1 protein-coding gene is annotated in these 1,250 nt (G+C 76.2%); it reads left to right on the top strand.

Annotation, left to right across the window (positions count from 1 at the left end; all coding sequences use genetic code 11):
* Positions 1 to 274, top strand: a 274-nt coding sequence (locus GPJ59_RS36275; protein WP_219672365.1) for an ROK family protein, incomplete at its 5' end; no start/stop codon positions are given.
* Between the last annotated feature and the right edge of the window lie 976 nt (positions 275 to 1,250).

Here is a 1,250-nt window from a genome sequence, read left to right as displayed (position 1 = left end):
CGACCCCGTCGCCCGCGCCGCCTTCGACCGGGCCGGCCGCGCCCTGGCCGCCGCGATCGCGGCGACCGCGACACTGGTCGAGACGGACATCGCGGTCATCGGCGGCGGCGTCGCGGCAGCCGGCGACATCCTGTTCACGCCGGTCCGCACGCATCTGGCGGAGTACGCCACGCTCTCCTTCGTCGACGGCCTGACGGTCACCCCGGCCACCCTCGGCACGGACGCGGGCCTCATCGGCGCGGCCGCCGCGGCCACGATGCTCCTGACGCGCTGACGCGCTCCCTGTGTGGTTACCGTGGCCACCGCCACCGGCCTGAACCCCTACTCGGCGAGCTTCCGGCTCCCGCCGAGGGTCCCGCGGGACGCGGGCTTCGGGGCCGCGCCCACCCGCGGCAGGCGCCGCGCCTTGCCGAGCAGGCCTCCGGGCTTGACGCCGTGACGCGGTGTCACGGTGACCCGGTGACGGCGTGACGGCGTGATGCTGTGACGCGGTGACGGCGTCACGCGCTCCCTGGTGTGGCCACCGTGGTCACCGCACCGGCCTGAAGCCCTGCTCGGTGAGCTTTCGGCTCCCGCCGCTGGTTCCGCGGGATGCGGGCTCGGGGCCGGGCCCACCCGCGGCAGGTGCCCGTGGCTTGCCGAGCGGGCCTCCGGGCTTGACGCCGTGACGCGGTGTCACGGTGACCCGGTGACGGCGTGACGGCGTGATGCTGTGACGCGGTGACGGTGTCACGCGCTCCCTGGTGTGGCCCACCGTGGTCACCGCCACCGGCCTGAAGCCTTACTCGGCGAGCTTCCGGCTCCCGCCGAGGGTTCCGCGGGACGCGGGCTTCGGGGCCGCGCCCATCCGCGGCAGGCGCCGTGGTTCGCCGAGCAGGCCTCCGGGCGGTGACTCGGTGACGGCGTGACGGCGTGACGGCGTGATGCTGTGAGGCCCTGACGCCGTCACGCGCTTCCTGGTGTGGCCACCGTGGTCACCGCCACCGGCCTGAAGCCCTACTTGGTGAGCTTTCGGCTCCCGCCGAGGGTCCCGTGGGACGCGGGCTTCGGGGCCGCGCCCACCCGCGACAGGCGCCCGTGGCTCGCCGAGCGGGCCTCCAGCTCCCGTCAGGGGTGCCACCAGGCCGCTGGGCCATCAGGCCGCGCCGGCGCCATCGGGCCACCAGGCCGGTGGGCCGCGCGGGTCCGCCGGAGGCACCCGTGCCCCCGTCCGCGCTGCCGGGCGGACCTGGCGGCAGCCCGGTGCGGAT

The sequence above is a fragment of the Streptomyces bambusae genome, from assembly GCF_019400985.1.
GTDB lineage: Bacteria > Actinomycetota > Actinomycetes > Streptomycetales > Streptomycetaceae > Streptomyces > Streptomyces bambusae_A.
This window is presented reverse-complemented; position numbering and strand designations above follow the sequence as displayed.